The 25,383-nt window shown below is 36.3% G+C and carries 20 protein-coding genes; 9 read left to right on the top strand and 11 right to left on the bottom strand.

Features of this window, described 5'->3' with window-relative positions:
- Positions 1-125: 125 nt before the first annotated feature.
- The gene (locus tag M0051_RS15300; RefSeq protein WP_306742374.1) at positions 126-1,106 is read right to left on the bottom strand and encodes a transglutaminase domain-containing protein; all 981 of its coding nucleotides are present in this window, start codon (positions 1,104-1,106) and stop codon (positions 126-128) included.
- A 105-nt stretch (positions 1,107-1,211) separates the two neighbouring features.
- Complete coding sequence (gene tnpA / locus M0051_RS15295) at positions 1,212-1,670, bottom strand: IS200/IS605 family transposase (RefSeq protein WP_306742373.1); 459 nt, start codon at positions 1,668-1,670, stop codon at positions 1,212-1,214.
- 669 nt (positions 1,671-2,339) lie between these two features.
- On the opposite strand from tnpA, the gene M0051_RS15290 reads away from it, so the two are divergent.
- A complete protein-coding gene (locus M0051_RS15290; protein WP_306742372.1) occupies positions 2,340-2,843 on the top strand; it encodes a hypothetical protein in 504 nt (167 codons plus the stop codon).
- A 149-nt stretch (positions 2,844-2,992) separates the two neighbouring features.
- On the opposite strand, the gene M0051_RS15285 is transcribed toward M0051_RS15290, so the two are convergent.
- Positions 2,993-4,120 (bottom strand): M14-type cytosolic carboxypeptidase, encoded by a 1,128-nt coding sequence (locus M0051_RS15285; RefSeq protein WP_306742371.1) that lies wholly within the window; start codon positions 4,118-4,120, stop codon positions 2,993-2,995.
- A gap of 546 nt (positions 4,121-4,666) precedes the next feature.
- Between M0051_RS15285 and mltG the strand changes: the two genes are divergently transcribed.
- On the top strand, positions 4,667-5,737 hold the full coding sequence (gene mltG / locus M0051_RS15280) for an endolytic transglycosylase MltG (protein WP_306742370.1): 1,071 nt from the start codon (positions 4,667-4,669) through the stop codon (positions 5,735-5,737).
- Positions 5,738-5,900: 163 nt separating this feature from the next.
- Here the strand turns inward: mltG and murB are convergent, their stop codons facing one another.
- From murB to M0051_RS15260, 4 genes are all read right to left on the bottom strand, one after another.
- Positions 5,901-6,914: a UDP-N-acetylmuramate dehydrogenase gene (gene murB, locus M0051_RS15275; RefSeq protein ID WP_306742369.1), complete on the bottom strand. Its 1,014-nt coding sequence runs from the start codon at positions 6,912-6,914 to the stop codon at positions 5,901-5,903.
- A 95-nt stretch (positions 6,915-7,009) separates the two neighbouring features.
- Positions 7,010-8,038: a low specificity L-threonine aldolase gene (locus tag M0051_RS15270; RefSeq protein ID WP_306742368.1), complete on the bottom strand. Its 1,029-nt coding sequence runs from the start codon at positions 8,036-8,038 to the stop codon at positions 7,010-7,012.
- A gap of 78 nt (positions 8,039-8,116) precedes the next feature.
- On the bottom strand, positions 8,117-8,665 hold the full coding sequence (locus tag M0051_RS15265) for a hypothetical protein (protein WP_306742367.1): 549 nt from the start codon (positions 8,663-8,665) through the stop codon (positions 8,117-8,119).
- Between the two features lie 9 nt (positions 8,666-8,674).
- The gene (locus tag M0051_RS15260) at positions 8,675-9,004 is read right to left on the bottom strand and encodes a hypothetical protein (RefSeq protein ID WP_306742366.1); all 330 of its coding nucleotides are present in this window, start codon (positions 9,002-9,004) and stop codon (positions 8,675-8,677) included.
- A gap of 104 nt (positions 9,005-9,108) precedes the next feature.
- On the opposite strand from M0051_RS15260, the gene M0051_RS15255 reads away from it, so the two are divergent.
- Positions 9,109-9,981: a metallophosphoesterase family protein gene (locus M0051_RS15255; RefSeq protein ID WP_306742365.1), complete on the top strand. Its 873-nt coding sequence runs from the start codon at positions 9,109-9,111 to the stop codon at positions 9,979-9,981.
- Here the strand turns inward: M0051_RS15255 and M0051_RS15250 are convergent.
- Positions 9,978-10,841 (bottom strand): AraC family transcriptional regulator, encoded by an 864-nt coding sequence (locus M0051_RS15250; RefSeq protein WP_306742364.1) that lies wholly within the window; start codon positions 10,839-10,841, stop codon positions 9,978-9,980. The two genes, M0051_RS15255 and M0051_RS15250, sit on opposite strands and share 4 nt — an antisense overlap.
- Before the next feature lie 247 nt (positions 10,842-11,088).
- Between M0051_RS15250 and M0051_RS15245 the strand changes: the two genes are divergently transcribed.
- From M0051_RS15245 to M0051_RS15235, 3 genes are all read left to right on the top strand, one after another.
- Entirely contained in the window at positions 11,089-12,315 is a 1,227-nt protein-coding gene (locus tag M0051_RS15245; protein ID WP_306742363.1) for a sugar MFS transporter, read from the top strand.
- A gap of 30 nt (positions 12,316-12,345) precedes the next feature.
- Positions 12,346-13,296 (top strand): ROK family protein, encoded by a 951-nt coding sequence (locus M0051_RS15240; protein WP_306742362.1) that lies wholly within the window; start codon positions 12,346-12,348, stop codon positions 13,294-13,296.
- Positions 13,297-13,600: 304 nt separating this feature from the next.
- Positions 13,601-14,470, top strand: a complete 870-nt coding sequence (locus M0051_RS15235) for a hypothetical protein (protein WP_306742361.1) — start codon at positions 13,601-13,603, stop codon at positions 14,468-14,470.
- A gap of 61 nt (positions 14,471-14,531) precedes the next feature.
- Here M0051_RS15235 and M0051_RS15230 read toward each other — a convergent pair whose 3' ends face one another.
- Entirely contained in the window at positions 14,532-14,891 is a 360-nt protein-coding gene (locus tag M0051_RS15230; RefSeq protein WP_306742360.1) for a DoxX family protein, read from the bottom strand.
- A 261-nt stretch (positions 14,892-15,152) separates the two neighbouring features.
- Between M0051_RS15230 and M0051_RS15225 the strand changes: the two genes are divergently transcribed.
- Positions 15,153-16,451 carry a citrate (Si)-synthase gene (locus tag M0051_RS15225; RefSeq protein ID WP_306742359.1) on the top strand — a complete coding sequence of 433 codons (1,299 nt, stop codon included), beginning with the start codon at positions 15,153-15,155 and terminating at the stop codon, positions 16,449-16,451.
- Between the two features lie 125 nt (positions 16,452-16,576).
- The gene (locus M0051_RS15220) at positions 16,577-18,214 is read left to right on the top strand and encodes an ABC-F family ATP-binding cassette domain-containing protein (RefSeq protein ID WP_306742358.1); all 1,638 of its coding nucleotides are present in this window, start codon (positions 16,577-16,579) and stop codon (positions 18,212-18,214) included.
- A gap of 200 nt (positions 18,215-18,414) precedes the next feature.
- On the opposite strand, the gene M0051_RS15215 is transcribed toward M0051_RS15220, so the two are convergent.
- A complete protein-coding gene (locus M0051_RS15215) occupies positions 18,415-20,001 on the bottom strand; it encodes a dipeptidase (protein ID WP_306742357.1) in 1,587 nt (528 codons plus the stop codon).
- Positions 20,002-20,130: 129 nt separating this feature from the next.
- Complete coding sequence (locus M0051_RS15210; protein ID WP_306742356.1) at positions 20,131-20,967, bottom strand: S1 RNA-binding domain-containing protein; 837 nt, start codon at positions 20,965-20,967, stop codon at positions 20,131-20,133.
- Positions 20,968-21,567: 600 nt separating this feature from the next.
- Here M0051_RS15210 and M0051_RS15205 point away from each other — a divergent pair.
- Positions 21,568-25,008 carry a hypothetical protein gene (locus M0051_RS15205; RefSeq protein ID WP_306742355.1) on the top strand — a complete coding sequence of 1,147 codons (3,441 nt, stop codon included), beginning with the start codon at positions 21,568-21,570 and terminating at the stop codon, positions 25,006-25,008.
- Positions 25,009-25,383 lie beyond the last annotated feature (375 nt).

The raw sequence follows: 25,383 nt of genomic DNA, 5'->3' as shown, positions 1-25,383 counted from the left end.
TTGAATAAATCCCTGCATGTTATCGGTTAACATGGCTTCTTTTCCTTTCTTCATGCTCTTGACTTTTTGTGTCAAGCTATTTCAGGGGAAGACATAAATCCTGCTAAAGATAGAAAATGAAATACTTACTTCACATGTACCTTATACCCTAGGGCTGGCACTCCATCAAAATAGATTACCAACTCATCTTTTCCTTTTATTACATTCGGATAAATGGTAAAGCCAAGCATGTCTGCTTTAGAAGATGACTGTACTTTTTGTCCGAACTTCTCTTTCTTAAAATGATAGGCCACTTCAGTATTGGGCGGAACGTTTTGCAAAAGAAATTGCATGCCTGAGGATTTGACAATGTCCAAAGTTCCTTTTTGTGGAGCAATCAGCTTTATATTTTTGCCCAAAAAGGCTTTAAAAGGCATGGGCTGAGTAGCAAAATCGGCTTTGTTCTTTATTTTACTGGTAAGGAGCCATTTTTTATCATCGGGCAGATGTTTCATGGTAAACTCATCAGGATCAGAAGCAAAGTAAGCCGATGAAAATTCCTTGTTGAATTTCATTTTTGAATAATCTACCCATCCGGCAGCCCAGGTTGCATCCATCAATTGCCAGCTTCCATTTATTTTCACAGCATTCCAGGCATGATTCGATGGCAAGTTTTCTCGACCTATCTCCGAAATCATTCTACGAGCAGTACCCGAAACAATTTCGCATTCGATATTCATGTGGCGACACAAGTTCTGAAATAGGGTAGAGTAACCCTCGCACAAAGCTTTGCGCCTTTTTAAAGTTTTTAGGGCCAAATCTGCTCGGAACTGTTTCTTTTTGGCTTCCAGCTCTTCTTGTGATCGATAGGAAAAGTGCACTCTTTGAGGCTTTCCCAAAGCTTTGGTATCGTAGGCAACATGCAATGCAATCCAAGTATAGGCAGCTCTTACTTTCTCCAAATCAGTTGAAAAATCACGAGTGATTTTAAGAGAAAGCTCTTCGGTGGAAGAAAAGTTGGCAGGATATCCTCCAAGCACCTGATCGACTCTGCTTAAGTCTTGTGCATTAGCCGAAGCCAGGGAAAAGAATAGGATGAGGCCCAGTATGTATTTGTATGATCTCATATTTTTCTGCTTTCTGTTTAAAAATATGAAAAAAGTTTACAAGAATCGGGCCCGAAAACATGAAGATGTTAATTTTTTATTTCAGGATGATATATATCCTAAGTCTCAAATGAAATCAAACAGATATTTTTCTTTAAATGGAACATTAAATTTCTTCAATATCTCCAAATACTCGTCCTTAAAGGACTTTTTCATATGATGTTCTTTTTGATTTAACACATATTTGGCAACGGAATCAATTTGAGAATGTGCATAAGAGAATGCACCATATCCTTTTTGCCAACTAAATTTAGAGGGGGTAAATCTTTTTTCTTTAATCCAACCATTGCTTGATGTCTTTATGATTTCCACCAACTCCGGAATTTTCTGATTAAGATTGTATCCTATAAAAATATGAATGTGATCTGGCATTGATCCTATGGCAATAAGTTTGTGACCCTGATTTTGAATGATCCCTGTAATATATTTTTCAAGTTCTTGTTTCCAGTCTTTATGTATGAGTGCCATTCTATTTTGAACAGCAAAAATCAAATGGAAATAAGATTGTGAGTATGTATCGCCCATAATGAATTAATATTGATTGTATTGAAATTATTGATCATTGATTTAAAATCAAAATAATAAGAGACAAAATTATATAACGGTGCGCTGCACCTTAGGAGGAACAAACAATATCATTCTATAAATATTCAGGTACTCCGTACCATACTCATGCAATCATGTAAAACAAGCAACAGACTTGCGTAATATTTATAGAAAGGAATGTTTATAAGAAATTAGGTGCAGCGCACAGATATATATCAAAGCTTGTTATCCCAAAATAAATCACAGGTGAAACAAGAAATATCATTCTATAAATATTCAGGTACTCCATACCATATTCATGCAATCATGTAAATCAAGCAACAGAGTTGCGTAATATTTATAGAAAAAATGTTTATAAGAAATTAAGGTGCAGCGCACCGATATATACCAAAGCTTTTTATCCCAAGACAAATCATAGGAGGAACAAACAATATTATTCTGAAAAAGTTTAAAATATCAATTGTTATTTATGATAATAGATGATAGAATTATTAAATTTAGGATTCTGTTACATATAAAAAAGAAAGTAACTTTTAGGATTCTCCAAGATTTTAAATGGTTTGTTTCATTAATGTATTTATAAATTAATGTATGGTTTAAAACTATAGAGAAGGTGTAATGCCAAATAGATTTCTAATACTATTTCAGGTGATTTTTACAATTTTGATAGCATACATTATTGATCAATATTGGATTTTAGCATTTGTTGTGTTGTTTTTTTTCTCATCAAGAAAGATTGATTTAATTAAATTAGAAAATGAGAAAAAAGTGATTGTTCATTACATTTTTAGATGGATAAAAAAAAGAGAAGTTTCTAGATCAAATGTACCAATTGACACTAAAAACATTCTTGTAATATCTTATTATTCAAATATTCGCTATTACCCTGATGCGAGAAATCCTCAACCTTATTATAAAAGCATAGTATCATATTGCAAAATTTACTTTTTTATGAAGGACAAAACAATAGTTGAGATAAACATCGAAAAAATTAAAAAATACGAAGATGCAATATTGATAGCTCAATATCTATGTGATGAGTTAAAATTGCCATTGTATGAAAAAGAAGAAGAACACATAGATCTGTATAAAATTGATAAGGAGATTTATGAAAAAACAGGAAAAGATGCTTGGAATAGATTGAATTTTTAAAAATTAATGAATTCAAAATTACTTCTCTAGACGTTGTGCCAACGTATGCTACAATCACACAAAATAAAGGAAATAAAAAAGCCCACGCTCACGGAAGCTTGAGTATGGGCCTTTCGAGTAATATACTTAGAAGTATAGTCTTTAATATCTTATCTTAAGTGATCTACTACCTTCATAATTGGCTGAAGAACTGATTCTCCTAGTAAAATACTACGGTCTGGAGACCAACCACATTCAGGTTCTGGTAAATCATTATTGTCCTTAAATGGCATTTCGATTGTCAAAGATAAACATTTAAATCGTTCCCCAATGTGTTTTGAGCAGATTGCCAGGTTACCTTTTCCTGGTTCGTTTTTCGGATAACCGTGAGTGTCTTGAAAATCAGGACATGTAGCGATCCATGTATTGATGAAATTTTCTGTTAAATTTTTTAATCTCTCGTCGAATGATGGAATTCCTTCAATACCAGAAATAAAGTTGTAAGGCAATGCTTCGTCACCATGGATGTCAAGATTCAAATCGCAACCATACTCATCCATTAAGTTGCGAACATGGAATACCTCCGGACTATCTTCGATGCTAGGCTCTGCCCACTCGCGGTTGTAGTTGAATCCTTTGGTGTTTACACGAAGGTTACCTGCAATACTACCGTCGATATTCATGTTAGGAACAATGTAGAAAACCGCTTTGCTTAGCAATGTTCTGGCAACAGGATCGTCTTCATCCAATAGTTTGCCCAATAAGCCTTGCATAAACCATTCCGCCATACTTTCACCAGGATGCTGACGAGCAATTACCCAAATTTTCTTTTTGTTCTCATCAGGCTCGCCAACAATTAGCATATCGATGTCTTTGCCTTCAACGGTTTTACCAATTGATACCAATTCACATTCCTGCGACATTTGTGCATTGTGAACCAAATCCAAATGTTGCTCATAAGTGTAAGGAGCGAAGTAAGCATAGTAAACCGAGTTGAATTCCGGTGTATGCTCAATGCTTAACTCTTTGCCATCGAAAAAGGTTGGAACTCTAAACCAGTACTCACGATCGTAAGAAGCAACTGCATAATATTCTTGGTATCCTTCAGGATAAGAAGCTTCGCTTGCATTCTGAATGGTCATTTTTACAGCTTGTTCCTGCATTCCTGTTAAGCGGAAATGGAACCACTGGAAATGTTCTGAGTTTGTATCGTTTGGAATTCGCAATTGAATATTTTGTGGATCAAGAGCTTCAATAACCTCTATTTTACCACTATCGAAATTCGATGAAATGTTCATGTGTGTAAGTTTAAAATTGTGTGATTCAAATATAACAATTATCAGTGAACAGTTATCAGTGAACAATTAACAATGAGCAGTTAACAGAGAACAGTATCTCAATGAGGTATCAAGGTGATTTACATGCTATCAAAGATTGGCATTGTTCGTACTCCGAATTTTAAATCATAGTACAAAAATAGAAGAATTCATCGAAGCTGTGTTCTTTTCTCCTTGAGGAGAAAGATAGAATTAGGTGGTTTAACCCGGAAATGAAGTATCAAGATGATTTACATGATACTAAAGATAAGTTGTTAGAATTATAAATTCTCCCAATTGGGCATTTTAGGTGTGAAATGTAGATCCAAGACAATGCCTTGGGTTTACCATTATTATTTGCTATTGGTGTAAAGACAGCATTAATGCTGTCTCTACGAATTGGAATATGAGAATGGTAAAAACAAAGGAGGTTTCTGTAGATAGAGAGTATCAACAATAGAAACTTTTAAAATGATTTATTTTTCTTTTATTTTTGCGAACTTAGCATGTATAATCAAACCCTAAGCAATGATAAACTTTTTGCGATTAAAAAACATTCGTTCTAAAACATTAAGAATATTCCTGATTTCTGTGATGTTGATCTTGATTGTAGCAGGAGTCATTCTCTTTAATCTTTACACAAGAATTTTCTCTTCAAATATCGACTTAAAAGGTGAGTCAACCGCATATTTGTATATCCCAAGTAAGGCAAATCAAACCGATGTAATTGCATTGCTTCAAGAGAATAATTGGGTAAAAAATCCCAATTCCCTGGAATGGGTGATGAACAAGAAGAATTTCTCAAGTCACATTTATGGCGGTCGTTATTTGATTAAGGATAAAATGAGCAATAACGACCTGGTAAATTTGCTAAGATCGGGCGTTCAGGTTCCAGTTCAATTGACCTTTAACAACACCAGGACCCTTGAAGATTTTGCCGGGAAAATTGCCAAACAGATAGAAGCTGATTCCATTGGCTTGTTGACTGCTTTACGAGATGAGAAACTGATTGCAAAATATGGTTTTAAGCCAGAAACCGTGATTGGCATGTTTATACCAAATACCTATCAGCTGTATTGGAACACCAATACGAATGAATTTATGGATAGGATGTATAAAGAGTATTCAAGATTTTGGGATGCCAATAGAATGAGGAAGGCTGAACAAATTGGCTTATCTCCTGTTGAAGTCAGTACTTTGGCTTCCATTGTTGATGAGGAAACCATTAAGAACGATGAGAAGGCACGTGTAGCTGGTGTTTACATGAATCGATTGAATCGTAAAATAAAGCTGGATGCCGATCCGACTTTAAAATTTGCTTTGGGCGATTTTAGCATCAAAAGAGTACTGAACAAGCACAAAAGAATAGATTCTCCTTATAATACTTACAAGTACAGAGGATTACCTCCGGGACCAATCCGTCAATCTTCCATTTCGGGATTAAATGCGGTGCTGAACTACGAAAAACACAAATATTATTATTTCTGTGCTAGTCCTGACTTTTCAGGTTATCACATCTTTGCGCGTACACTTCGCGAACACAATCGCAACGCCCGAAAATATCAGAATGAATTGAATCGAAGAAAAATCATGAAGTAGGGAATAAAAAAGTAGAGCCAAGGCAATGCCTTGGCTCTAACTATATATGGAAAATAAAGGAAAGTCAAGGGGTGACTAATAAAAATAAAAAACGCAAAGAACTATATCATTAGTCCTTTGCGTTCTTATTTTATAAATATCTTAGCGCTCTTTGCGTGAATCCTTATATCGCATTCACTTCCATCTCCAGCTTCACACCAAATTTAAACATTACCGACTTGCGAATATCATTGGCTAGTTTCAAGATGTCGTTGCCACTGGCATTGCCATAGTTTACCAATACCAAAGCCTGATCTTTATGCACTCCTGCATCGCCAAAGCGTTTGCCTTTCCAGTCGCATTGTTCAATTAACCAACCGGCAGCCAGTTTGGTTTCCATATCATTAACTGCATAGGTAGGTAAGTTTTCGTATTGTGCTTTTAGTTTGTCAGCTTTCTCCTTATCAACAATCGGATTTTTAAAGAAACTACCCGCATTACCCAACTCCTCAGGATCGGGCAATTTGCTTTCGCGGATTTTAATAATTACCTCACGAATGTTTTTCAGGTTAACTTCGTTATAAGCTTCCAGTTCTTTTTGTATTGCGCCGTAATGGATTTTGAAATCAGCTTTCTTTTTCAATCGGAACTGTACATGAGTAATGATGAAAAGGTTCTTGTATTCGTTCTTGAAAACAGAATTGCGGTAATCAAACTCACAACGTGCGTTACTAAAAATCACAGCATCTTTGGATTCGATAGATATGGCTTCCACATTTTCGATTACTTCTCTTACCTCAACACCATAAGCGCCGATGTTCTGTACTGGAGAAGCACCAATTTTACCTGGAATTAAAGATAGATTTTCGATACCATATAGGTCATTGTTAACTGCCCATTCAACAAATTCATCCCACTCTTCGTTACAACCTACGCGCAACAGTACAGAGTCTTCATCTTCATCAAGAAGTTCAATGCCTGTAATGTTTGGATGAAGTACCAATCCATCAAAGTCTTCGGTAAAAAGAAGGTTGCTACCACCTCCTAAAATAATGTATTGGGTATCTATGATATCATTCTTCTTTAGGAAATCCTTTATTTCTTCTTCGGTTTCGAATTCGAAGAAATATTTGGCCTTTGCCTCAATGCCGAATGTATTGTGTTTTTTTAGAGAGTAATTTTCTAATAGTTGTGCCATTTAAAAGCAATTAATAATTAGTAATTAATAATTAACAATGGGCAGAATTGTAAATTATATTATCGCTTGATGTTTTTCTTGCTGAGAATGGTGGTTTATGCCAATTCTTTTTTCAAAAGATCTACAAAGCCTAGAATATCTTCTCTAGTGGTATCGAAGGAACATAGCCAGCGAACTTCACCTGCATGTTCATCCCAAATCCAGAAGAAATATTCTTTTTGTAGCTTTTCAATTTTATCTTTAGGAACCAAGGCCCAAATACCATTGGTCTGTACTTCTTGTGTGATGGTAACTTGTGGAATTTTGTCCACTTCATCTTTAAGAAGTTTGGCCATAGCATTGGCATGACGAGCTGTTTTTAACCAAAGCTCGTTGGTAAGCATGGCATCGAACTGTGCTCCAATGTATCTCATTTTAGAGCAAAGTTGCATGCTTTGTTTGCGAATGTATTTGGCATTTTTCGATAATTCAGGATTGAAGAAGATCACTGCTTCGCCAAGCATCATTCCGTTTTTGGTTCCTCCAAAACTTAGAACATCAATTCCAGCATTGGTAGTAATTTCTTTTACATCAACATCCAAACTAACCACAGCATTTGCCAAACGTGCACCATCCATATGAACATACATATCATGCTCGTGGGCCAAATCGCAAATTGCTTTCACCTCTTCAGGAGTGTATACTGTTCCCAACTCGGTACATTGAGTAATCGAAATTACTTTTGGTTGAGAATGGTGTTCAAAACCAAAACCATGCAATTGAGGTTTGATTAATTCCGGAGTAAGTTTTCCGTTTGGCGTATCGATAGGAATTACTTTACAACCTGTGAATTTATCAGGAGCACCGCATTCATCAACTTGAATGTGTGCAGTTGCCGGACAAATAATAGAGTGGTAGGATTGCGTTAAAACGGATAAACCAATTACATTGGCTCCTGTACCATTAAATGCAAAATAAACATCAATATTCTCGCCGAATAAGTGTTTGAATTTCTCAATGGCCGAAGCAGTATAGTGATCGCCACCATATGCCATTACATGTCCTTGGTTCGCTTCGTTAATCGCTTCTAAAACTTCAGGTAGAACACCAGAAAAGTTATCGCTTGCAAATCCTCTCTTGTTCATTTTGTTTGTCTTTTGATTGAAAACGTAAAAGTAAGTTTTCTTATCAAAAACATCATTCTAAAACGATAAAAAGTGGAACTAATTATTCAGGAGCGTTTTTATTTTATCGATGAGTAACATGCTCTTGTGAGACTGGCTTTCTCCCTGATCCATAAATTGTATTTTGCCTTCCTTGTCTAGTAAGAATACATAGCACAATTTCTTGTTTTTTACTCCAAAGTAGGTGTAATAATCGGAAAGAGGTCCATAGTATGTCATCACATTTTTATGCATGTTTGGAACAATTCCTTTTTTCATACCATTGTCAATGTAATTGGAAATCCAGGAATAAAATTTGCTAATCATTGGGATTTCAATGAATCGGAACTCATCGTACATGCTGAACTCCTTCAGTACAGGTTTGGTCCAGCTGTCTATTTGTGGTTGGGTTCCTCTTTTAAAAGCAACAATCAGTAAAGAAACTTTTCCCCTGCAATGATTTGGTAAACTGATTTCCTTAGAAGAAAGCAATTCACCATGTATGGTAGGGAATTTATCTCCAATTTCAAGTTTCCTTACTTTTTGAGCACTTAGGTTTGAGCAAAAAAAAGCAAAGAAGAATAAGGTGGATAATGTGAACTTTAGCATAAAATCGGATTAGCTATAATAATCTTGCAATAGTTTCATTGTATTTTTAAAGCTCTTATCATGATCAAATTTAGGATCATCCTTTAAATAAGCTTTAACTGTCTTAACAAGATCTATGATTAATTCGTATTCTTTACTTTTTTTCATGAAGTTCTCGGGTTTCCCAATGTAATTCCCCGGACTATCTTCTACAATAGGAGCAATATTGGCCCACTTTTTAGTAATAGTAAAAGTAACTTTTGCTTTCGGCTCGATATCAGAACTACCAAGAACAACATCTCCATCACGATTTAGGCCCCAAAAGTAATCTTTGGTATTTTTAAGTAATTTTTCAAGCATAAATAAAAGTTTTAAGAGATTCTACATAAAAATAGTTGAGACTTTTTTAATTTATAAAAATTATAGAACTTTTGCCCCTCAATTGGTATTTAATTTTTCTATAAATGATTCGAGATATTTCAAGTGGAAAGTTAATGGTTGTGTCTGATTTACATGGTAACGGTTATGATTTTAGACAAGTTTTAAAGACCTATCAGCAACTAAAGAAGAAAGGAAAGGCTGATTATTTGGTTTTTTTAGGAGATTTGATACATGCTTATCCTGGCAAACAGAAAGATGAATCGCTTGAAATGATCGAAGAGTTGATGGACTTAAAAGCAAATCAACCCGAAAGTGATGTGATATGCTTGCTTGGGAACCATGAGTTTGTTCACATTTACCACATTCCTTTGGCGAAAGGTCCTTTGGAGTTTACTTCCTGGTTCGAATATCGAATTCAGAAATGTAGAGAAGTAGTGATTCAATTTTTCATGAATATGCCGTTGATGTTGCGAACAAAGGGTGGAGTTTTAATAAACCATACGGGAGCTTCGAATCGTTATGGAGCAGATGAGAAATTCAATTTGGATTATTTGAAGAATTTCAATCATCAAGATGAATTTACGAGGCATATTGAGAACATTAAAAAATACGATCCTCAAATTGGCTCGGATTTCATGCACACCGAAAAGGGAGATTATCTGTGGGATATTTTAATGAATGGAAATGAGAGACAGTTTGGTGATCAATACCACAAGTATGTTGATGAGCTGTTAGAGTTGACAAGTTCGGATCGTAAAGATCAGCCTTTAAACAGTTTGGTTTGTGGGCATATTGCTGCGGAATATGGCGCAGCATTGGTTGGAGAAAAGCATGTGCGTGTTTGCACTAGTGCTGGAGCCTTAGGTGATTTGGAAAAGAAGTTTTTGTTGATAGATGCTTCAAAAAAGTATAAGAATGCAGCTGAATTGATAGAGTATAGTAGGGATTTGTATTAATACGATTTGTTGCGAATTTCCAGTGGAGCATAACCCGTTTTTGCCTTAAACTGTTTGTTAAAATAAGATGGACTATTAAATCCACATTCATAGGCAATTTGTGCTACTGTTAGCTTGCCTTCGGCAAGTAGTTTTTGTGCATAATTGATACGCATCTCATTCAGAAATTCAGAAAATGTTTTTTGTGTCTTACTCTTAAAGAATCTGCAAAAGGCTGTTTTACTCATATTCGCTACTTTTGCAGCTTCATCTAAGTCAATCTTTTGTTGAAAATTCTCACTAACGTATTCGTATATCTTATATAGTTTTTGATTGCTACTTTGCTTAAAGGATTCTACGAAACTGTCCGACGCCAAATATTCCAGATCTTCTGATTGAGCTATTAATTGAAGAATTTGTAATAGAACAATTATCCTTTGTGAATAATCTGAGCTATGTAAATTTTGTAGGAGCTGGATAATTTTGTATTTGGTGCTTCCATCTATACGAATTCCTTTAAATGAATTGATTAGCATTTCTTTGATTCTTTTCATCTCAGGCAATAAAAAGAATTCTTTACCAAAACTATCTTCTTTGAAATGGACCACCCATGCAATCACTCTTTCTTCTGATTCTTTACTATAAAACAAATCATCATTTTTCATGATATGAGGTGTATTGGGACCAATAAAGATCATGTCACCATCATTAAAATGATCGATACAATCGCCGACCACCAGGGTTCCATGACTTTTTTCAATGAAGATCAGCTCATATTCTGGATGGTAATGCCAAGGTACCTCAATGTGTGGTAAAACATCAATTTTTGAGCGGAATGAGTGTTCCTTTTTGACCGAAATTTCTTCTAAAACCAATGACATACTTGTATTATTTTATCAGTTAATGAAAAATGTTTTTCTAAAATCTGCTAATATAGTTTTAATTAGAATGTTGAATTCCCAATTGATATGTATTTCCTCAATAGTAATAATGTATTAGCTTATGAAGTAGTGTAGTATAGTGATGATGCAAATATAGTGCAATTAAATGATAAAATAGTAAAATGGCTTTACTGGAAAATCAAAGAGATTTGTCTTGCAATAACTCAAACGATTGAAATAATAAGATATGGTATCAATAAGTACAAATATCAACTCGGACAAAACCGATGCTAAAGGCGGAATGAATTACAAGGGAGCATTGGCATTGTTAACTTCATTATTTTTCATGTGGGGATTTTTAACCTGTATGAATGACATTCTAATTCCTCATTTAAAAGGATTATTTGATTTATCGATTACGCAGGCAATGCTTGTACAATTTACATTTTTTGGTGCCTATTTTTTAATGTCGTTGCCTGCTGGTTGGATCATTGGAAAGATAGGATATAAAATGGGAATTGTAACAGGATTAACAATAGCAGGTATTGGTGCAGCTATGTTTTTCCCAGCGGCCAATTTCTTATCTTACGGATTCTTTTTGTTTGCATTATTTGTTCTTGCATCGGGAATTGTTGTATTGCAGGTTGCTGCAAATCCGTATGTAGCAGAATTGGGTACGCCTGAAACTGCATCGAGTAGGTTGAATCTTACTCAGGGATTTAATTCACTTGGAACAACAGTAGCTCCAATTTTTGGTGCCTGGTTAATTCTTGATAATACTGCAACTGATAGTGTAGGGAAGGCAGAAGCAGTTCAGATGCCTTATGTAGGTTTGGCATTGGCTTTAGTCTTAATTGCAGTAATTTTTGCATTTGTAAAGCTTCCTAAAATTCAGGATGCCGAAGAAGAAAAAGCTGAAGGATCAGCTTGGAAGTTTCGTCATTTGGTTCTGGGAGCAATAGGAATATTCACATATGTTGGAGCCGAGGTTGCAATCGGTAGTGCTTTGGTGATGTACTTTGGTGATGAGGGCTTACATTTATTTGGTGAAGCTGAAGCAGCCACATATGTTTCTGTATTTTGGGGTGGTGCCATGGTAGGCCGATTTATTGGTTCTGCAGTTATGCAAAAAATGTCGGCAGCCAAAGTATTGGCATTTAATTCCATTATGGTGGTAGCTCTGATTTTAATTAGTATGATGACAACTGGATATGTTGCGCTATGGAGTATTGTATTGGTTGGATTATTTAACTCAATCATGTTCCCAACCATTTTTACATTGGCAATTGATGGATTAGGTAAACATACCAGTCAGGGATCGGGAATCTTGTGTCTTGCCATAGTAGGCGGAGCAGTTGTTCCTATGATTATGGGTGTTTTGGCTGATAGATTTGGTCTTGCTAATTCTTTTATTGTTGCAATTTTGTGTTATGCATATATATTGTATTACGCATTAAAAGGACACAAACATTAAGACATTTATTAATAGAAGAGAAGTATTGAAATGAAGGAAGTTGCTTTAGGAATAGATATAGGAGGAACCAATACTGTTTTTGGATGTATTGATCGTGAAGGGAATTGTTTGGTTACAGGCAGTATACCAACACAAAATCATGATGATATTAATAAATACCTTGATGATTTATTCGAACTTGTTCAGATTAAGCTGAAGGAGTACGAGGGAGTTTTAAATATCATTGGAGTTGGAATTGGTGCACCCAATGCAAGTTATTATACAGGTACGATTGAAAATGCTCCAAATTTAAAGTGGAAGGGAAGCGTTCCTTTGGTTGATTTGGTTAAAGAACGTTTGGATGTTCCGGTAATGATTACCAATGATGCCAATGCTGCAGCAATGGGAGAAAAAGTATTTGGTGCAGCAAAAGACATGAACAACTTCATGGTAATAACACTTGGTACTGGATTGGGAAGTGGTATTGTGGTAAATGGAGATTTGCTATACGGACACGATGGTTTTGCAGGAGAAGTTGGTCATATGATTGTTCGTAAGAGCGGACGTGAGTGTGGATGTGGAAGAAAAGGATGTTTGGAAACCTATGTTTCGGCTACAGGAGTAAAACGATCGGTATACAAACTATTGGCAAGACACCTGGGAGATAGTGAATTAAGAGATATTCCTTTTAGCGAGCTAACAGCCAAAATGGTGGCTGAAGCTGCTGGAAGAGGTGATTTGGTTGCGCATGAAACATTCTCTTATACGGCGCAAATGTTGGGTGAAGTTTTGGCCAATGTAGTTGCTGTTACCAGTCCGAAAGCAATTTTCTTGTTTGGAGGTCTTGCTAAAGCAGGAGATATCTTGTTTGAACCAGTAAGAGAAACATTAGAGAAAAATTTAATGCCTATATATAAAGGAAAAATTCAAGTTTTGCCATCAGGAATTAAGGATAATGCTGCCGTATTGGGAGCTGCTGCCTTAATCTGGAATAAGAAATAAGAATTAAAAGATAATCGATTGCCTTCGGAATATTTCGAAGGTACACCCTCCAGCCTGCCTTGTGCAGGCTTTTTTTGTAGAATCCATTTCTACAAAGTGTGGAATCTATGCCACAGATTTTTGTCCAAACCATCTTCCATATTTTAATGTGCCAAAAAATAAAAAACATCTAAAGTGTAAGGTTATCAGTGTTTAAGTGGTTTTTGTGATTTTCTTTTGGCATGAAAAATATTTACGGCACAGTATTCTCATATGGTATTTGTGAATTTGAATTGATGTAAACCTGTTTAAAAAATTAAGAATTATGAGAAAGTTAGTATTTGCATTATTAGTGTTACCATTTTTTACAGCTTGTAACCAAAAAGAATTAAAACAACTTCGTGAGCAGAATCAGCAGTTAACTGTAATGGCACAAGAGAAAGATTCTACCATCGATGAGTTTGTTGAGTCGTTTGATGTTATTGCAGCAAACCTGAATATCATTAAGGAGAAAGAACAGATCATTTCTGTTAATGCCAATGAGAATCCTTCGGTTGGACAGAAAGAACAAATGGTAAATGATTTGAACCTTGTTCGTGAGTTGTTGGAAGAAAACAGAGCTAAAATCGAAAGCTTGGACAAGAAGTTGAAGAACAGCTGGTACCAAAACTCAAAACTAAAGAAATTGGTTGCTGGTTTAAAATCACAAGTTGAAGAGAAAGATGCTTCTATCGCAGCATTATCTGATCAAGTTGCTCAATTGAACGTTGAAGTTGAAAACTTGAATGGACAAGTAACTGAATTGAATGGTACTGTTGTAGCATTGAACACCGAGAACGAAAACAAGGCAAAAATTATTGAAGAGAAAACTACTGACTTGAATACAGCACATTATGTGATTGGAGATATCAAGGAATTGAAAATGAAACAAGTGGTTACTAGCGAAGGTGGATTATTGGGAATTGGTGCAACAAACAAATTGAACCAAAAAATCAATCCAGAAAACTTTAACCAAATTGACATTACCCAAACTACAACTATTCCAGTTTCAGGTAAAAAAGTTAGCCTGGTAACTTCACACCCAAGTGATTCTTACAGACTAGAGGGAACAGAAAAAGAGATTGAAGCAATTACAATCTTAAACCCTGAAGAATTCTGGAAAGCTTCAAAATACTTAGTTGTTGCAGTGAAATAATATATACAAACAGAGCTTGTATTCAAAAGCATCCCAATAAGGGATGCTTTTTTGTTATATCCTATCCAAACACTTTTCCATCGTATATTCTCGAAATTACCAATAATATGATTGCAACGAGTGCCGGAGCGAATTCTCCATCCTGAGCAATGATATGGGCAAAAAAGGCAAGTACAAAATCGAAGAAAAATCCTGCGTAAGCCCATTCTTTTAATAGTTTCGATTGTTTGGATAGGATTGCAATTAATCCTAACAACTTGGCTATGGCTAAAGGATAAATCACAAAAGTAGGGAAGCCTAACTTAAGGAAAGTCGCACTTACCATTTCGTAATTCATAAAATACATACTTGCCGACATTAGCATTAAGGCAGTGAGTAATCCAGTTGCAATCCAATAAATAATTTTATTTCGCTTTTCCATTGTGTTTTTATTAAAATGAAATTATAGAAAGGTAGAATAAATGATTTGTTTAAAATGTTAATCACTTATTAAAATGGTAAAAATGTAAACTTACCGACATTTATTTTTGGTAGATATATCCTAATTGAGGACAAGCAAGTGAGCTATTTTATAGCGAATCTGTTTGATTTTTCGTAAATTAAAGAGACTCCCTTTATCTATTAAAAATGCAGTAATGCATACTTCTGTTTTGGATTTTGTTACGGTTTAAACTTGTTGGATATGTCCATTTTAAGAAATGAAATTAAGAATAACCTCACTCAATTAAAGGATGAAATAGATCAGATTTTTGCAGGAGGAAGAGATACTGTTCTTTCCGAAGTTACGGTAGGACAAGTGTATGGTGGAATGAGAGGATTAACAGCATTGGTTTGTAATACTTCCTTTGTTGATCCGTACTCGGGCCTTCACATTGGTGAATATACGGTTGAGGAACTTGCCGATAGGTTTCCAGAAGAGATATTCTTTTTGTTGTGTACTGGAAAATTGCCGGGGCCAGATTATTTGTCGGAGTTTAGAAATGAATTGAATGAAAGATCAGGAGTACCTCAATATACCTGGGATATGTTAAGAGTATTACCAGAGGATACTCACCCTATGAGCATGTTAAGTTTGGGAATTTTATCCATGGAGCAAGAATCGGTATTCAAAAAGAACTATTTAAAAGGCATTGCTAAGTCAGATTATTGGAAATTTACATTAGAGGATGCTTTAAATGTAATTGCCAAATTACCTGAATTGGCAGCAGGAATTTATAGAATAAGGTTTTGTGATGGTAAATTAATTGCCAGAGATCCAGAATTGGATTGGGCTGCCAACCTGGCATTGATGCTTGGTTTACCTAATTCGGGCAAAGAGTTTGCGAATTTGATGAGACTCTATTTGGTTTTGCATTGCGATCATGAAGGCGGTAATGTGAGTGCCTTTACTTCAAGAGTTGTAAATTCGGCATTGTCTGATTTGTACTATGCGATTTCGGCGGGATTAAATGGCTTGGCAGGACCACTTCATGGCTTGGCCAATCAGGAATGTTTACGATTTATATTGGCGATAAAAGAAAAGTATGGCGATGATGTTGATGAAAATCAGGTGAAACAATTTGTGTTGGATACTTTGGAAGGAGGAAAGGTAATCCCTGGTTATGGTCATGCCGTTTTAAGGGTAACCGATCCGAGATTTAAGGAGTTCATGAATTTTGGAAAGCAGTATTGTGCAGATGATGTTTGTTATCAGATTGCAGAAAGATTGTTCCATGTAGTTCCTGATATTCTAAAAACTTATAAAGGAGGAAAGGTAGCTAATCCTTGGCCAAATGTAGATGCAGCCTCAGGATCCTTACTTTACAAATATGGCTTAAATCAGTTCGATTACTATACTGTTTTGTTTGGTGTTTCAAGAGTTTTAGGTTTTTGCGCACAGAATGTTCTGGCTCAGGGTTTGGGGCAACCGATCATTCGTCCTAAAAGTGTTACCAACAAATGGGTGGCAGAAAAACTAATGGAAAATAAGGTGAATTCTTGAATTGAATTTCGTTCATCGATTTCAGCAGAAGCGTGTTCCTATTGAGAACAGGAGCACGCTTAAATTATATATGTTTTGATATGTAAATGGTATAATTATCTTTGCGGCTTAATAAAACCGAAAAGATGATTACTGTAGATTCATTAGCTGTTGAGTTTGGCGGAACAAGCTTGTTTAAAGATATTTCATTTGTTATTAATGAGAAGGATAGAATTGCTCTAATGGGAAAAAATGGAGCAGGTAAATCTACACTTCTTAAAATTATTGCAGGAGTTGATACACCAACTCGTGGTCGTATTTCAACACCCAAGGATAAGACCATTGCTTACCTTCCTCAACACTTAATGACAACGAATACCAGAACTGTTTTTGAAGAAACTGCTCAGGCTTTTGCTCACATTTTCGAAATGGAGAAGCAGATTGAAGAGATGAATGCTGAGTTGGCTTCAAGAACTGATTTCGAATCGGAGAGCTATTACAAGCTGATTGAAGATGTATCTACTTTAAGTGAGAAATTCTATTCCATCGAAGAAACCAATTACGATTCGGAGGTAGAAAAAACACTAATCGGACTAGGTTTTGAGCGAGATGATTTTACTCGCCCAACCAGTGAGTTTAGTGGCGGTTGGAGAATGAGAATTGAATTGGCAAAGATTCTTCTGAAAAAGCCTGATTTGATTCTATTGGATGAGCCTACCAACCACCTGGATATTGAATCGATTCAATGGTTAGAAGATTTTTTGATTAATTCGGGAAAAGCGGTTATGGTAATCTCTCACGACCGTGCTTTTGTTGATCGAATTACCTCCAGAACCATTGAGATTACAATGGGCCGTATATACGATTACAAGGCATCTTATTCGGAGTATCTGGAATTAAGAAAAGACAGAAGAGCACATCAACAAAAGGCTTACGATGAGCAACAGAAAATGATTGCTGAAAACAAAGCCTTTATCGAACGATTCAAGGGAACTTATTCTAAAACCCTGCAGGTGCAATCGCGAGTTAAAATGTTGGAAAAGCTTGAGATTGTAGAAGTGGATGAGGAAGATACTTCTGCATTGAGACTGAAGTTTCCACCTTCGCCTCGTTCAGGAAACTATCCGGTAATTATGGAAGAGGTTAGCAAAGCTTACGATGAGCATTTGGTATTTGAGAATGTGAATTTTACATTGGAAAGAGGAGAGAAGGTTGCTTTTGTAGGACGAAATGGTGAAGGGAAATCAACGCTGGTTAAAGCCATCATGCAGGAGATTGATCATGGAGGAACCTTAACTTTGGGACACAATGCTATGATAGGTTATTTTGCTCAAAATCAGGCTTCTCTTATGGATGAGGAGTTGACCGTATTCCAAACCATCGATCATGTTGCAAAGGGTGATATCAGAACCAAGATCAAAGATATTTTGGGAGCTTTCATGTTTGGAGGTGATAATTCAACCAAGAAGGTAAAAGTGCTTTCGGGAGGAGAAAAAACTCGTCTGGCAATGATTAAATTGCTACTTGAACCAGTGAACTTGTTAATTCTGGATGAGCCTACCAACCATTTGGATATGAAGACCAAAGATATTCTAAAATCTGCATTGAAAGATTTCGATGGAACTTTAATTGTAGTGTCTCATGATCGTGATTTTCTGGATGGTTTGGTGGATAAAGTATATGAATTTGGAAACCAAAGAGTAAAAGAGCATTTGGGTGATATTAACTCATATCTATCTGCAAAGAAAATGGAGAATTTAAGAGAGTTGGAGCGTAAAAATTAATTCAGTTTCCTTGTGGATTACTGACTTTAATGTAAGGCGTGTTGGTTGATTGGAGCTGATCTTCAGTTTTCGGTGTATCCGGCAAACTACATAATTGTCTCCTTCTTTCATTAGAGAATACGATATAATGAAATAATGTAAAAGCAAAAGCCTTGATAGATTACTATCAAGGCCTTTGTTATTTTTAATGCTAGGGATACTTAAAATTTTTCATCGTATTTGGTCCAGAGTCCATCACCAATTTCCCATGCTTTTTCTACCACTTCGTTACCCAATAGGATACTTCTATTGGTTAAAAACTCCTTGCGTTTTTTCTTACTCATTTTAGCTACCTCTTGGTCGATGGCAGCTTGATCTTCGAAATATTGTTTCTGTAGAGGAACAAAAACTGTATCAACATCATGTCTCATATCACCCCAGCGTTGTGCTGTTAAAGTACCTAAACGGTTAAAGGCCCACCATGCCGATTTACGAGTATAGCCTGTTCTGCGAGCTTTTACCTTGTAGGATTCGGCCAAATCGGTAGTTCCTGCATATACAGGAATGTAAATTGATGTAGCAACATTATCCTGTGCCAACCAAACAATTCCACCTACTTCATCAGGTAACCAGTCTCTACACTGAATAATGGTTGCATACATGGTATACCAGCGAGCGATGGTTCTTTCGCCAAGTTCGCCCCAACCACCGTTAACTCCGAACAAACGGTTCATATCGTAAGGCATAAAAGGATTCGCAAATGGAGAAAGCACCTCTTTACCATCCTTATCTGCCTGTTTAATGTTTTTAACGAAGTTATATGGAGTTCCTTCATAGTAATCCTTGAAGATTTCAACCAACTTATCCATTGTGATTTTTTCATCAGGTTGAACAGAGAATGGATAATCTTTGTCATTGGCATCTAGTTTTAAGGAAGGAGCAGCCATTGAAAGCACTCTCCACTCTCTTCTGCGAGAAGCCAATGATAATCTGCTTTTAGGTGCATAAGCGTAGTTCCACTTAAAAACCTCACCTTCTTTCCACCATCCATTTTCTTTGGCAACTGCGTAAATATTTTTCGATGCCATAAAATGCTCTTTGTCTTGAAGGTTGATTTCTTTAATGGTACTTGCATTTGCGTTTACCGAAATGTGATTGTCAGGTACACGCTGAGCAACCCAAACTGCACCTACTTTTCCTTTACCAGGACCTACAACTTCAAAATGCCAAACTTCCTTTTTATCGGCAATGGTTAAACATTCTCCGTAATCTCTCCAACCATATTTCATTAAAAGCTCATCAGCCATTTGAATTGCTTCTCTTGCAGTTGTACATCTCTCAAGCATTAATTGTTGTAAGCGCTGACAATCGATTAAACACTCTTTCGAGAACAATTCTTCACGCCCACCAAAAGTGGATTCACCAATTGCCAATTGCTTTTCGTTGATACAAGGATAAGCTGTATTAAAAAACTGGTAAGTTTTTTCAACCTGGTCGATTTCTCCAATCTTTTTGTGCTGGTAAGTAGGCATTGCCAAACTATCGTATGCTGATCTTTCATACAAAGCAAACTTACTTCCCTTTTTGTGTTTCATAGAAGGAGTAACATCCATCCAAGCACGTGTTCTGTGGCTATCATCTGTATGCGAAGTGATAACCGATCCGTCAGTGGTGGCCAGTTTTCCAACCGTTACAGTGGTACATCCTTCCGGTACACCTGCTTTCCAATCCGATTTGTCCTGCGCCATTGTATTTGTCGAAACCAACAATACAATAGCTAGAAATAAATTTCTTAGATAATAATTCATGTTTAGTTAGTTGTGTTTTAGTGATCTTGTATTAGAGGATTTAATTTTGTGCTAACTGCTAACTGCTAACTGCTAACTGCTAACTGCTAACTGCTAACTGCTAACTGCTAACTGCTAACTGCTAACTGTTCACTGAACCAGGTAAATTCCAGTATCCTCAATGGTAATTAGCTTTTGTTTGTACAAAAGACCAATTGCCTTTTTAAAATTTTTCTTACTCATTTTAAGGGTATAGTAAATGTCTTCCGGCGAACTCTTATCATTCAAAGGAATGAACCCTTCTTCTTCTTTCAATAAATCAAGTATTTGTTGTCCCGATTTTGGTACTTCGTTGACATAACCTTGTTGTTGAAGGCTAACATCAATCTTGCCATCACGGCGGATTTTCTTAATGTATGCTTTTCTTTGATCACCGATTTTCAGGTGTCCAAAAACTTCGTTTTTGTATACCATTCCCAAGGCATCATCATTAATCAACACCTGGAAACCCAATTCACTTCTTTTTCCTACTAAAATATCTACTTCATCACCTTCTTTATATGATACTTCATTGTCTCGAAGGATTCTTTCAATTTTAGCTGTAGCAACAATTCTACCTGTGGCATTATCCAAATAGATGTATACCAGGTACGAAAGATCAACCTGCATTTTATCTCTTTGTTCGCTAAACGGAACAAGCAGATCTTTGGCCAATCCCCAATCTAAAAATGCACCTACATTGGTTACCGATTTTACTTTCAGAACAGCAAATTCTCCAACAATTGCTTTTGGTTTTAGCGTTGTGGCTATAATTCGATCTTCCGAATCTCTATATATAAATACTTTAATTTTGTCGTCAATTTGTGTTTTTGGAGGTACATATTGATTTGGTAGCAAGATCAAAGCTTCATCTTCACCCTCTAAAAACACTCCAAAGTCAACCAATTTGGCAACTTTTAATTCTGCATATTGTCCAATAATACTCACGAGGTATATTTTTAATTGATTCCAAGCTAGAATAGAATCATGGATTGATAATTAACAGCGTAAAAGTAAGCAACTTTTTAAGAATTTACCGTGACAATATTGAAAAGAAAAGAATGGCAGAAATTTAAAAATACAAAGCTTGGTTTGAACTGGATGTAATTCTTGTTTTTAATTCAAATCGGAAAAAATATTCATGTTGTAGAGCATGTTTGATGAAATCGATAAAATAGGAATGGGTGTTTTACTGTTTTTTTAATAAACAGTAAGTGAAAATAGTTAAGTAAGGGTATCCAGTGCTTGAACTTACGAAGCTATGCACTATTATTGAGTTTTTTCAAAAATGTAAAGTTATGATGGCAATTTTCGTTATCGATTGCGAATTTTAGTCTTTATTATTAGGGAAAAATATCAGTATTAAACATGAGTGTTTATACCCATAAAATCAGATATTGTAGAACATACTTGTTTTAATAAAGAAATAATTCCTTATTTAAGAATAGTTTTTATTTTTGATGAGTGATCAAGAAATCGGGGATTTTGAGATTAATAAAATAACTCTCTCTCGAGTTAATTTGGTATAAGAATTCAATAAGTCAGGTTATGAAGACAAGGAAATTATTAGTTAGAGATCTAACATTAAGAGATGGTCAGCAATCTCTTTTTGCAACCAGAATGCCACAGGCAGAGATAGAGAAAGTTTTGCACTTGTATAAAAAGGCGAACTTTTATGCGATGGAAGTATGGGGTGGTGCGGTACCTGATTCTGTAATGCGTTATTTGAATGAGGATCCTTGGTACCGTTTAGAGTCCATTAAGAAAGAGATTGGCGATGTTTCCAAACTTACGGCCTTATCTCGTGGACGCAATCTATTCGGATACAGTCCATATCCTGAATCAGTAATTGAAAAGTTTAATACACAAGCTGTAAAATCAGGATTGGGTATTATGCGTATTTTCGATTGTTTGAACGATATTGAAAATATGAAGTCGACCATTAAGTATGTGAAAGCTGCTGGTGGTATGGCCGATTGTGCAGTATGTTATACTGTAGATTCTAAATTTCCTGAGAAAAAAGAGGATAGAGAAAGACTTACCATTAAGAATCTTCCGGATCAGATTTTTGACTTGGAATATTTTGTGAACCTGGCGAAAAAATTAGAGGCTCTTGGAGCTGATATGATTTCCTTGAAAGATATGGCTGGTTTGGCTTCACCTTCTCGTGCGGGGCAAATTATTCGTCGATTTAAAGAAGAGTTAAGTATTCCGGTTGATTTCCACTCGCACTCTACACCAGGCTATGGTTTGGCTTCGGCTTTAACTGCCATTATTAATGGTGTGGATGTTATCGATACGAACATCATGAACTTTGCTGGTGGATCCGCAGCTCCTGCATACGAGTTGATTTACCTGTTCTGTCAGAAGTTGGGCATTGAATTGGATGGAAATCCTGAGGTAGTGGTTGAAATCAACAAAATTTTGAAAGAGATTCGTGCGAATGCTTTGGCTGAGGTGGATAGCTACAAGCAGTTCCCAATTGAATTTGATATTACGAAAGATAAGCTTCCTGCTGAGATCGATCAACTGTTCGATGAGGCAATAGAATATGCTAAAGCTGATAAAGAGGCTGAGCTCCTGGATGCTTGTCATGCAATTGAAAAATATTTTAATTTCCCCGCTCCTAACGAAATGGTTAAGAAGGCGGAAATTCCTGGTGGTATGTACACAAACATGCTGAACCAGTTGAAGGCTTTAGGTTTGGAAACCCTGCTTGAGAGAGTGTTAGAAGTGGTGCCAGTGGTTCGTTTGGACGCAGGTTGTCCGCCATTGGTTACCCCTTCTTCTCAAATTGTTGGTGTACAGGCAGTAAACTGTGTTATCGATGAGAACTCGGGTCGCCCGTTCTATACAAATGTATCCAACCAGTTTTTTAGCTTGGTAAAGGGAGAGTACGGTACTACTCCAATCGAAATTGCTCCTGAGTTTCGTGAAAAGATCACTGGAAAGCCAGAAAGAGAAGATTATGATGTGAGCAATTACCAGGCACCGGAAAATCCAAATCTGCCACAATACGGAAATGTGAAGTTGGCTGTAGATGATAAAGAATACATGCTTTTGGAACTGTTCCCATTGGTAGCAAAAGGATATTTGGAAGGCAAGCGCAAGGATGAATTCGAAGCCCAAAGAGTAGAAAATCGCAAGAAAATTGCTGCTGAAAGAGCTGCAATTAAGAGAACCCGCAAACTGAAGATTCGTGATTTGACATTGCGTGATGGTCAGCAATCACTGTTTGCAACTCGTGTGCCACAGCACGAAATAGAAAAAGTTCTTCCTTTGTATAAAGATGCAAACTTCTACGCATTAGAGGTTTGGGGTGGTGCAATTCCCGATTCGGTAATGCGTTACCTGAACGAAGATCCATGGCATCGATTGGAATCCATTAAGGAAGTAATTGGTGATGTTTCGCACTTAACAGCATTGTCGCGTGGTAGAAACTTATTTGGTTACTCGCCTTATCCTGAGTCGGTAATCGAAGGTTTTAACAAGAATGCTGTGAAATCAGGCTTGGGTATCATGCGTATCTTCGACTGTTTGAACGATGTGAAGAACATGGAAACTACCATTAAATATATGAAAGAGGCAGGAGGTATTGCCGACTGTGCGGTTTGTTATACGGTAGATCCAAAGTTCACCAAAAAACAAAGATGGAAAGCCCTTTTATCAGGAAAGAAATTGCCTAAGAAGATTTTTGATGTAAATTATTTCGTGAACAAGGCCAAGCAAATGGAAGCACTTGGCGCGGACATGATTACCGTGAAGGACATGGCAGGCTTGATTCCTCCATCATTATCGGGTAAGATTGTGAAGCGATTGAAACAAGAGCTTAATGTTCCGATTGATTTTCACACCCACTGTACTCCAGGTTATGGTTTAGGTGCTGTATTAATGGCCATAGTGAATGGTGTGGATGTGGTAGATACCTGTATGCTGAACTTTGCAGGAGGTCCTGCTGCTCCATCATTCGAAATTATCCAGCTTTTCGCTGATAAATTAGGTTTGGATACAGGAGTGAATTTGGATTCTGTTGTTGCCATTAACAAGGAGTTGAAGGGAATCCGTGAAAGAATTGCAGACTTTGATTCTTATAAAATGTTCCCATTAGAGTTTGATATTACTGCTGATTATCTTCCTAAAGAAATTGATGCATTATTCGATAAAGCAATTGAATTGGCTAAAGACGATAAAGAAGAAGAGTTGTTGGCAACCTGTCATGCAATCGAGAAGTACTTTAACTTCCCTGAACCAAACGAGAAAGTGAAAGCTGCTGAGATTCCAGGAGGTATGTATACCAACATGCTGGCTCAGTTAAAAGCACTAGGTTTGGAAGATTTATTACCAACCGTTTTAGAAAAAGTTCCAGAGGTTCGTGTAGCTGCAGGTTGTCCTCCGTTGGTAACTCCATCCTCACAAATTGTAGGGGTGCAGGCAGTAAACTACGTATTGGATGTGAACAGTGGCAAAGCTCCATATACAAACGTAAACAATCAATTCTTTAATTTGGTAAAAGGAGAGTATGGGGAAACGCCAATAGATATCGATCCGGAATTCCGTCATAAAATTTGTGGACAAAGTGAGGCTACCGATTATGATGTAAACAAGTATCAGGCTCCTGAGAATCCGGTATTGGATGAGTTTGGAGGAGTGAAGCTTGCCGGAAATGAGAAAGAAATGCTGTTGTTGGAATTGTTCCCAACTGTAGCGACTCCATTCCTGAAAAACAGAAAAGCGGATGCTTATTACGAAAAAGTAGCTGCAGAAGAGAATGAAAAGCAAAGGCTTATTGAGGAGAAGAAAGCTGCTTATGCTGCAATTCCGATCCAAGAAAAGTATGAAATGATGCTTCGTGGATTGTACAGCTTAGCAGGAGATTCTAAACAGGCTACTGCGGATATTACTCAACCGGAAGAGAAAGAGTCGAAACTTGATATCAAAACCAAAGAAATGCTAACGACACAAAAGCCAAAAAATAGATTAGTAGGATAAAGTTTTCTGTTATATTTTTTATAATCAACTTAAAAGTGCTATTCGTATAGGGTAGCACTTTTTTTTATTATCTCTCTACAATTGTTACAGACAGGGATATTTTACTACAATCCTCTAAGCTTGGTAGAAGTGGCAGTTACTATTTTAACAAATGCTTACTATCACAATAAAAAGTAATACCTAGCATTTTTAAAAGTTCTACCTACCACTTTGTAACGAGGTAGTAATCACTTAAGAAAGTTCTAGTAACCACTTTTAAAAGTTGTAGTAAGAACATTGACAAATTGTAGTAACAACAATGTATAATGATAATTAAAACAGGAAAAAGACTGTATCTTATCTAGGATACAGTCTTTTGTAATATAATCAAGTTTG

The organism is Marinifilum sp. D714, from assembly GCF_030851345.1.
Taxonomy (GTDB): domain Bacteria; phylum Bacteroidota; class Bacteroidia; order Bacteroidales; family Marinifilaceae; genus Marinifilum.
Note: the sequence above shows the minus strand (reverse complement) of the source record. Positions and strands in the feature narration are given on the sequence as shown.

What these genes read in the sequence shown, in the direction of transcription:
- tnpA (WP_306742373.1), bottom strand. Translation starts at nt 1,670, where the DNA reads ATGGGCGATACATACTCACAATCTTATTTCCATTTGATTTTTGCTGTT.
- M0051_RS15215 (WP_306742357.1), bottom strand. Translation starts at nt 20,001, where the DNA reads ATGAATTATTATCTAAGAAATTTATTTCTAGCTATTGTATTGTTGGTT.
- M0051_RS15245 (WP_306742363.1), top strand. Translation starts at nt 11,089, where the DNA reads ATGGTATCAATAAGTACAAATATCAACTCGGACAAAACCGATGCTAAA.
- M0051_RS15225 (WP_306742359.1), top strand. Translation starts at nt 15,153, where the DNA reads ATGTCCATTTTAAGAAATGAAATTAAGAATAACCTCACTCAATTAAAG.
- M0051_RS15285 (WP_306742371.1), bottom strand. Translation starts at nt 4,120, where the DNA reads ATGAACATTTCATCGAATTTCGATAGTGGTAAAATAGAGGTTATTGAA.
- M0051_RS15205 (WP_306742355.1), top strand. Translation starts at nt 21,568, where the DNA reads ATGAAGACAAGGAAATTATTAGTTAGAGATCTAACATTAAGAGATGGT.
- M0051_RS15230 (WP_306742360.1), bottom strand. Translation starts at nt 14,891, where the DNA reads ATGGAAAAGCGAAATAAAATTATTTATTGGATTGCAACTGGATTACTC.
- M0051_RS15270 (WP_306742368.1), bottom strand. Translation starts at nt 8,038, where the DNA reads ATGAACAAGAGAGGATTTGCAAGCGATAACTTTTCTGGTGTTCTACCT.
- M0051_RS15220 (WP_306742358.1), top strand. Translation starts at nt 16,577, where the DNA reads ATGATTACTGTAGATTCATTAGCTGTTGAGTTTGGCGGAACAAGCTTG.
- M0051_RS15300 (WP_306742374.1), bottom strand. Translation starts at nt 1,106, where the DNA reads ATGAGATCATACAAATACATACTGGGCCTCATCCTATTCTTTTCCCTG.
- M0051_RS15255 (WP_306742365.1), top strand. Translation starts at nt 9,109, where the DNA reads ATGATTCGAGATATTTCAAGTGGAAAGTTAATGGTTGTGTCTGATTTA.
- M0051_RS15265 (WP_306742367.1), bottom strand. Translation starts at nt 8,665, where the DNA reads ATGCTAAAGTTCACATTATCCACCTTATTCTTCTTTGCTTTTTTTTGC.
- mltG (WP_306742370.1), top strand. Translation starts at nt 4,667, where the DNA reads ATGATAAACTTTTTGCGATTAAAAAACATTCGTTCTAAAACATTAAGA.
- M0051_RS15235 (WP_306742361.1), top strand. Translation starts at nt 13,601, where the DNA reads ATGAGAAAGTTAGTATTTGCATTATTAGTGTTACCATTTTTTACAGCT.
- M0051_RS15240 (WP_306742362.1), top strand. Translation starts at nt 12,346, where the DNA reads ATGAAGGAAGTTGCTTTAGGAATAGATATAGGAGGAACCAATACTGTT.
- M0051_RS15250 (WP_306742364.1), bottom strand. Translation starts at nt 10,841, where the DNA reads ATGTCATTGGTTTTAGAAGAAATTTCGGTCAAAAAGGAACACTCATTC.
- murB (WP_306742369.1), bottom strand. Translation starts at nt 6,914, where the DNA reads ATGGCACAACTATTAGAAAATTACTCTCTAAAAAAACACAATACATTC.
- M0051_RS15260 (WP_306742366.1), bottom strand. Translation starts at nt 9,004, where the DNA reads ATGCTTGAAAAATTACTTAAAAATACCAAAGATTACTTTTGGGGCCTA.